This window comes from Paracoccus sphaerophysae (assembly GCF_000763805.1).
GTDB lineage: Bacteria > Pseudomonadota > Alphaproteobacteria > Rhodobacterales > Rhodobacteraceae > Paracoccus > Paracoccus sphaerophysae.
Window position 1 is genome coordinate 1 of sequence record NZ_JRKS01000094.1, and the last position, 8231, is coordinate 8231.

General features: G+C 65.8%; 6 protein-coding genes. 1 reads left to right on the plus strand and 5 read right to left on the minus strand.

The annotated features are described in order from the left end of the window. Positions 1–1640: TRAP transporter large permease (locus IC63_RS15785; RefSeq protein WP_036722247.1), on the minus strand; the 1640-nt coding region annotated here is incomplete at its 3' end. After that, positions 1637–2308: a TRAP transporter small permease subunit gene (locus IC63_RS15790; RefSeq protein WP_084115991.1), complete on the minus strand. Its 672-nt coding sequence runs from the start codon at positions 2306–2308 to the stop codon at positions 1637–1639. The genes IC63_RS15790 and IC63_RS15785, both read right to left, overlap by 4 nt. A 274-nt stretch (positions 2309–2582) precedes the next feature. Here IC63_RS15790 and IC63_RS15795 point away from each other — a divergent pair, with 274 nt between their 5' ends. Beyond that, positions 2583–4442 (plus strand): ABC transporter ATP-binding protein, encoded by a 1860-nt coding sequence (locus IC63_RS15795; protein ID WP_036722241.1) that lies wholly within the window; start codon positions 2583–2585, stop codon positions 4440–4442. Between the two features lie 2 nt (positions 4443–4444). Here the strand turns inward: IC63_RS15795 and IC63_RS17765 are convergent, their stop codons facing one another. The 3 genes from IC63_RS17765 to IC63_RS15805 are packed head-to-tail and all read right to left on the minus strand — an operon-like array spanning position 4445 to position 8194. Beyond that, positions 4445–5365: an Abi-alpha family protein gene (locus tag IC63_RS17765; protein WP_198026349.1), complete on the minus strand. Its 921-nt coding sequence runs from the start codon at positions 5363–5365 to the stop codon at positions 4445–4447. Then, the gene (locus IC63_RS15800) at positions 5358–6575 is read right to left on the minus strand and encodes a glycosyltransferase (protein ID WP_036722243.1); all 1218 of its coding nucleotides are present in this window, start codon (positions 6573–6575) and stop codon (positions 5358–5360) included. Before IC63_RS15800 ends, IC63_RS17765 begins: the two co-directional genes overlap by 8 nt. Continuing rightward, positions 6572–8194 (minus strand): ABC transporter ATP-binding protein, encoded by a 1623-nt coding sequence (locus tag IC63_RS15805; RefSeq protein WP_052042319.1) that lies wholly within the window; start codon positions 8192–8194, stop codon positions 6572–6574. The genes IC63_RS15800 and IC63_RS15805 overlap by 4 nt, the downstream gene beginning before the upstream one ends. Between the last annotated feature and the right edge of the window lie 37 nt (positions 8195–8231).

Sequence of the window (8231 nt, forward strand, 5' to 3'; positions counted from 1 at the left end):
CCCCCGAGTCCACCGCCCAGTCCGCCGCTGCCGCCGCCCATGGGCACCTGGAAGGTCACGTTGGAGGTGTCGATGGGCGCCCCCTTGTAGTGCATCACGATGCCCGGGAACAGGATCACCACCCCGATCATCACGATCTGGATCAGTACGAACGGCACCGCGCCCCAATAGATCTGGCCGGTGCGCACCGGCTCCATCATCAGCCCGGTGACCTTGTCCTTGTAGGGCACCTTCGGCGCGACCGAGCGCAGGAAGAACAGTGAGAATCCGAAGGGCGGGTGCATGAACGAGGTCTGCATGTTCACCCCAAGGATCACCCCGAACCAGATCAGGTCGATGCCCAGCTTGTCGGCGGCCGGGGCCAGCAGCGGGACGATGATGAAGGCCAGCTCGAAGAAGTCGAGGAAGAAGGCCAGCAGGAACACCAGGATCGAGACGACGATCAGGAACCCGTATTCCCCGCCCGGCAGCGAGGTCAGCAGATGCTCGACCCAGATATGGCCGTTCACCCCGTAGAAGGTCAGCGAGAACACCCGCGCGCCGACCAGGATGAACATCACGAAGGCCGACAGCCGGGTGGTCGAGGCCAGCGCCTGCGGGATCACTCCGCCGCCCAGCCGGCCCTTGAGACCGGCGAGGACCAGCGCCCCGACCGCGCCCATCGCGCCGCCCTCGGTCGGCGTGGCGATGCCCAGGAAGATGGTGCCCAACACGAGAAAGATCAGCGCCAGCGGCGGGATCAGCACAATGATGACCTGCTGCGCCAGCCGACTCATGGCGTTGATGCCCAGCCGCTTGTCGGCCAGCGCGACCAGATAGAGCGCGATGATCGCCAGCGCCGCCGCCAGGATGTCGGCATTGGCGCCCTGGGTCGGGTGCATCCAGTGCCACAGCACATAGAACAGCCCCGCCCCCGCGGCGAGCGCCACGATCAGCGACGTCACGCCCGAGCCCAGCGTGCGCGCCTCTTTCGGCAGCGCCGGCATCGACTCGGGACGGACGATCGACATGACGAAGACATAGGCCATGTAGAACCCGGTCAGGATCAGGCCGGGGATCATCGCGCCCTTGTACATGTCGCCCACCGACCGGCCCAGCTGGTCGGCCAGCACGATCAGCACCAGGCTGGGCGGAATGATCTGCGCCAGCGTGCCCGACGCCGCGATCACGCCCGAGGCGATCCGACGGTCATAGCCATAGCGCAGCATGATCGGCAGCGAGATCAGCCCCATGGCGATGACGCTGGCCGCGACGACGCCGGTGGTGGCCGCCAGCAGCGCGCCGACGATGATGACCGCATAGGCGAGACCGCCCCGGATCGGGCCGAACAGCTGGCCGATCGTGTCCAGGAGGTCCTCGGCCATGCCGGATTTTTCCAGCACGATCCCCATGAAGGTGAAGAACGGAATCGCCAGCAGCGTCTCGTTGCTGAGCAGCCCCCACAGCCGCTCGGGCATCGCGTAGAGCAGGTTCCAGCTGAGGTTGATCTCGTTCGACAGCGGCGCCAGCTCGACGCCGATGATGAAGAACAGCAGCCCGTTCGCGGCCAGCGCAAAGGCGACCGGATAGCCCAGCAGCAGGAACACCACCAGGCTGGCGAACATGATGGGCGCCATGTTGTGCGCGATCAGCTCCATCATGTGCGGGGGCTCCGGCCGGTATAGTTGCGGTTGTGGTCAAGCGGATGGTCGATCATCTGGTCGGTGACCGGATGGTCCGGGCTGGCAAAGCCGGTTTCGGCCAGCAGCGCCTCGTCGATCTCGACCGCCGGCGTGTGCGAGGACACATGCGCCTGGGTGTCGGGGATGATGCCGCGCATCACCGCGATCTTCTTGATGATCTCGGAGATGCCCTGGAAGAACAGCAGCACGAAGCCCGCCAGCAGCAGCGCCTTGGCCGGCCACAGGATCAGCCCGCCCGCGTTCATCGAGCGTTCGCCCGAGGCGATCGAGCGCTGCAGCCACGGCACCATCAGCCAGATCATCAGGATCACGAAGGGCATCAGGAACAACAGATGCCCGATCAGGTCGATCCAGTGCTGGGTCCGCCGCGACCGCCCGCCATAGAAGATGTCGATGCGGATATGTTCGTTTTCCAGCAAGGTATAGGCGGCGGCCAGCAGGAAGGCGGCGCCGTACAGATACCACTGAAGCTCGAGCCAGGCATTCGAGGACAGCGACCAGACCTTGCGGCTGATCGCGTTCCCCGCGCTGACGAGTACTGCGACCAGGATCAGCCAGCTGACGCTGCGGCCGATCAGCGTGTTGGCGCGGTCGATGCCGCGTGACAGGGCCAGAAGGCCGCCCATTTCCGTGTCCCCCCCTTGAGCCGCCGCTGTTCATGCCCAGGGGCATATTCGCGGCTTGTATAGGGGTGGGGTATGGCTGAGGTGCCCCCGCCCGGTCAAGCATTTCCGCATGGCGCGGCCGGTCGCGCCGCAAGGCGGCGAGGCCGGGCGGGCGGGAGCGTTCCGGCGCCTTCGGCGGGGATATTTGGGCAAAGAAGAATTCCTGTCCGCGCGGGGATTGACCGGCCAGATGGGGGCGGTCATCTGAGAGGCCGTTGCACCGACCGGATTGCCGATGCCTCCCTTCGATCCCCGCCCCATGCCCAAGAGCTTTCGTGACCGCTGGGCGGCGCTGCGGAACGTGCCGCCGTTCCTGCTGCTGGTGTGGCGCGCGGGGCCGGGGCTCGCCATCGCTACCGCGGCGCTGCGGCTCACCCGGGCGCTGATCCCGGTGGCGACGCTGTGGGTCGGCAAGCTTATCGTCGACGAGGTGGTGCGGCTGACCGGCCTGCCGGATGCCCCCGACACCATCCGCGCCTGGTGGGATGCGGGGCTCGCCGCCGGCATCGGCTGGCTGCTGGCGGCCGAGTTCGGCCTGGCGATCGCGCAGGACATCCTTACCCGCCTGATCGGGCTGGTGGACAGCCTGCTGTCCGAGCGGCTGACCAACGACCTGTCCACCCGGCTGATGGACCATGCGGCGACGCTGGACCTGGAAGATTTCGAGGACGCCGTATTTCAGGACAAACTGGATCGCGCCCGCCGCCAGACCGTCTCGCGGAATTCGCTGATGGGGCAGGTGTTCTCGCAGCTGGAGAACCTGGTCACGGTGGTCACCTTTGCCGGCGGGCTGGTGGCCTATAACCCGCTGCTGGTGGTGCTGCTGATCCTGACCCTGATCCCGGCCTTTCTGGGCGAGGCGCATTTCAACGCCCGCGCCTATTCGCTGGATTACGGCCGCACCCCTGAACGGCGCGAGATGGACTATGTCCGCCAGATCGCCGCCTCGTCCGAGACCGCGAAGGAGGTCAAGCTGTTCGCGCTCGACCGGTTCCTGCGCGACCGCTATCTGACGCTGGCGCGGCGCTTCTATGCCCAGAACCGGGCGGTGGCGCAGGCGCGCGCGGCCTGGGGGGCGCTGTTTTCGGGCCTGGGCACGCTTGGCTATTACGCGGCCTATGTCTGGATCTTGGCGCAGACCGTGACCGGGCACCTGACCCTGGGCGACCTGACCTTTCTGGCCGGGTCGTTCCAGCGGCTGCGGACGCTGATGTCGAACCTGCTGACCTCGTTCAGCCAGGTCGCCGCGCAGGCGCTGTATCTGGACGACCTGTTCGCCTTCTTCCAGGTCGAGCCCGAGATCGCCTCGCCCGCCGACCCCCTGCCCGTCCCCGACCCGATCCGGCAGGGCTTCGTGTTCGAGAATGTGGGCTTTCACTATCCGGGCAGCGAGCGCTGGGCGGTGCGGGGGCTGAACTTCACGTTCCATGCCGGCGAGACGCTGGCGCTGCTGGGCGAGAACGGCGCCGGCAAGACCACGCTGGTGAAGCTGCTGGCGCGGCTTTACGACCCCGACGAGGGGCGCATCCTGCTGGATGGGCGCGACCTGCGCGACTATGACTTGGACCAGCTGCGCGGGGCGATGGGGGTAATCTTTCAGGATTTCGTCCGCTTCAACCTGTCCGCGCGCGACAACATCGCTGTCGGCCGGATCGACGCGCGCGAGAACATGGCGCGGGTCGAGACCGCCGCCGAGCGCGCCCTGGCTGACCGGGTGATCGCCAAGCTGCCGGCGGGCTATGACCAGATGATCGGCAAGCGTTTTGCCAACGGGGTCGAGCTGTCCGGCGGAGAATGGCAGAAGATCGCCATCGCCCGCGCCTACATGCGCGACGCGCAGGTGCTGATCCTGGACGAGCCGACCGCCGCCTTGGACGCGCGGTCCGAATACGAGGTCTTTCAGCGCTTCAAGGAGCTGTCCTCGGGCAAGACCGCGGTGCTGATCTCGCACCGGTTTTCCTCGGTGCGGATGGCCGACCGGATCCTGGTGCTGGAGGGCGGCCGGGTCGAGGCTCAGGGCACCCACGAGGAACTGCTGGCCGAGGACGGGCGCTATCGCGAGCTGTTTGACTTGCAGGCGGAGGGGTATAGGTGAAACTATTCAAGCAGCCCGCAAGCAGCGGCCAGTTCCCGGCCAAATTGGGTCAAACGAATCCTAAACTCAACTCCAGCGCCGCCAATTGCGCTCTTCACGATTTGCGCCGGAGGGCTGCTTTTCTTCTCTTGTTCTTTGATATAGTTTTCGATCCAAGCGCTCTGCTGGTCAAGAACACGTTCAATATTCCCGCGCGCTATATCTTTCGAGGTAGGAAACGAATGAAATCTTGCCGGTATCTGCTCAACCATTCCCACCCTATGCAAGTTCAACGCTCCGCCGTCGGTTAATTCCCCGAGAAGATGCCAGTCGTCAGCGCGGTCTAAAATCTGTTGAATGGTCTCCTGACGAAATTTTTGATTTCTCTCCGCCGCTTGCTCGAGGGCGGTTTTTTCACTGTCAGTTAATGAGGACCAGTCTTGAACCTCTAGTTTCACTACTAGGGAACGCAATTGGCGCTCCTTCATTTCGGCGAACGAGAGAAGCGCCAGTATTCGCGCATCCTGTGCGGACATGCTCTGCAAAACGCTCGTATAAGCTCGCTGAACTGTTGTATTATTGTTTGGGTTAAGCGCCTCAGCAAACAGGCCCGTCCAGAGATTTCGCACCACGTCGTCTTCTGAAAGAGAAATTCCCTCAATTAATACGTGCAGATCTTCTTCACTCGGTGGGATAACGCCACCTATTTCTATTCTTTTTTGCTCTAGTTTTTTTGCCAGCTCGCTGAACCCCTTCTGCACGTTGGCCAGCCTTTTGATCTTTATTTTATCGCCTAAGATTCCGAGGCTGTCGCCGAGCATAATTCCTAGCTCTTGGGCGGGCTTTGTAAGTAAAGCGCGAAGCGCATCGCCAAGCGCAGCATCGATCGCCTTGCCGACAGTAACAGTTACTTTAACATTTGCGCGCGATTCGTCATTAGACATTCCCGAAGTTCTCCACCCACGCCACCAGCCGCGGCAGGCACACCCGCTTGAGGTCATAGCCCTCGACGATCGTCCGCCGCGCGGCCTCCCCCAACCGCGCCGCATCGGGATCGCCCGCCAGCCCCCGGATCAGCGCTGCCTCCAGCGCCTCGCGGTCAAAGAACCCGACCAGCCTCCCGTTCTCGCCGTCGCGGATCAGTTCGCGCACCGGCTCGGTGTCCGAGGCGACGATCAGCTTGCCCGCCGCCATCGCCTCGGTCAGCGACCAGGACAGCACGAAGGGGTAGGTCAGGTAGCAATGCGCCCGCGCCACCTGCAGCGGCGACAGATAGGTCGGATAGGGTACGCGGCCGAGGAAATGCACGCGGCTCAGGTCCAGACGGTCGCCCACCTCGGCCAGCATCCGCGCCTTCCACGTCTCGGCGTCCTTGGGCTTGGCACCATAGCTGACCCCGTCGCCGCCGACCAGCACCACCTGCGCCTGCGGCCGCGCCGCCAGCACTGCGGGCAGCGCGCGCATGAAGACGTGAAAGCCGCGATAGGGTTCCAGCGAGCGGCTGACATAGCTCAGCACCTCGTCGCCGGCGCGCAAGGTGCGGCCGCCGGGCAGGGTCAGCGTCGCCTCGGGGTTCGGGCGCACGATGCCGGTGTCGATTCCGTCATGGATCACCGTCAGCTTCCGGCGCAGCTCGGGCGGAAAGCTGTCGGCCTGATAGCGGGTCGGCGCGAGCCCCGCATCGGCCTGCACCAGCCCCTGGATCAGATGCGCCGAGCGGGCGATGGTCGAGACCCGCCCCTCGTCGGTGCCCGGCGAGAATTCAGAGTCGAAGCCCACGTCCTGGCCGCGGGTGCGATACATCAGCTCGGCATAGACCAGCAGCTTCGCCTCGGGCCAGATCTCGCGCAGGAACAGCGTTTCGCCCCAGCCGGAATGGCCGACGATCAGGTCGGGCGCGTAGCCGTGCCGGTCGCGCAGGGCCCGCGCGCCGCGGGCGGCGAGCCAGCCGCGCTCGGCCATCTCGGCATAGGTCCGGCCCAGCCCCGCGACCTTGGTTTCCGGCGGCGAGGCGTATTTCACCACCTGCACGGGCGGGGGGCGCTGGTTCTTTTCGTCGGTCATCGCCATGACCTGATGCCCGCGGGCGGCCAGCGCCGGCGCCAGATGCGGAAACTGGCCAGGGAAATTCTGGTGCACGAACAGGATCTTCATCCGTGGTGGTCCCGGAAGGCGGCCTCCATCAGCGCGCGGGTATAGTCGGTCTGCGGCGCGTCGAAGACCTGCGCGGTGGTGCCCTGTTCGACCACTTCGCCCGCGCGCATCACCATGATCTGGTGCGACATGGCGCGCACCACGCGCAGGTCGTGGCTGATGAACAGGAAGGCGAGCCCGTATTTCCGCTGCAACCCGCGCAGCAGTTCGACGATCTGCACCTGCACGGTCATGTCGAGCGCGCTGGTCGGTTCGTCCAGCACCACGACCTTGGGCCGCAGGATCATGGCGCGGGCGACCGCGATCCTCTGCCGTTGCCCGCCGGAAAATTCATGCGGATAGCGGTCCATCGCGGCGGGGTCCAATCCAACCTCGGCCATGATCTCGGCCACCATCCGGCGCGGGTCGCGGCCCTTTTCGACGCCGTGGACGCCCAGCCCTTCGGCGATGATCTGGCCCACGGTCATCCGCGGCGACAGGCTGCCATAGGGGTCCTGGAAGACGATCTGCATGTCGCGGCGCAGCCGGCGCAGGGCGCGGCCGGACAGGCCCGAGATGTCGCGGCCCATGAAGATGATCGGCCCGCGGCTTTCGATCAGCCGCATGATCGCCAGCGCCAGGGTGGTCTTGCCCGACCCGGATTCGCCCACGATGCCCAGCGTCTCGCCCGCCCGCACCGACAGGGTGGCCCTATTCACCGCCTTGATATGGCCCACGGTGCGGCGCAGGAAGCCGCGCTTGATCGGGAACCAGACCTTGAGGTCGCGGGTCGCCACGATCTCGGGCGCGGCGGGGTCGATCGGCTCGGCGATGCCCTTGGGCTCGGCGGCCAGCAGCCTGCGGGTATAGGGGTGCCGGGGGTTGGCGAAGATCTGCGCCACCGGCCCCTGCTCGACGATCTCGCCGCCCTGCATCACGCAGACCCGGTCGGCGATGCGGCGCACGATGCCCAGATCGTGGCTGATGAACAGCATCGACAGGCCCTCGTCACGCTTCAGATCGGCCAGCAGGTCGAGGATCTGCGCCTGGATGGTCACGTCCAGCGCGGTGGTCGGTTCGTCGGCGATGAGCAATTCGGGCCCGTTCGCGAGCGCCATCGCGATCATCACCCGCTGCCGCTGGCCGCCCGACAGCTGGTGCGGATAGTCCTGCAGCCGGCTTTCCGGGTCGCGGATGCCGACCCTCGTCAGCAGGTCCACGATGCGCGTCCGCGCCGCGGCGCCGCTGAGCCCCTGGTGCAGCGACAGGCTTTCGGACAGTTGCCGCTCGATCGTGTGGAGCGGGTTCAGCGAGGTCATCGGCTCCTGGAAGATGAAGCTGATGTCGTTGCCGCGGACGGCGCGCAGCCGGGATTCCGGCGCGTCGATCATCTCGGCGCCTTCATAGCGCACGCTGCCGCCCAGTTCCGCCGCGTCGCCCAGCAGGCGGACGGTGGACAGCGCCGTGACCGATTTGCCCGACCCGGATTCGCCGACCAGCGCCACCGTCTCGCCCCGGTTCACGGTAAAGCTGACGCCCTTGACGGCCTGGGTCACCCGGCCCTCGTTGCGGAAGGAAACGGTGAGGTTGCGGACGTCCAGCACGGTTTCGGCGTCGCCGCCGGACCGGGGGTTTTCCACCCCCGGACCCCGGGAGGATAATTCGGACCGCCCGAGG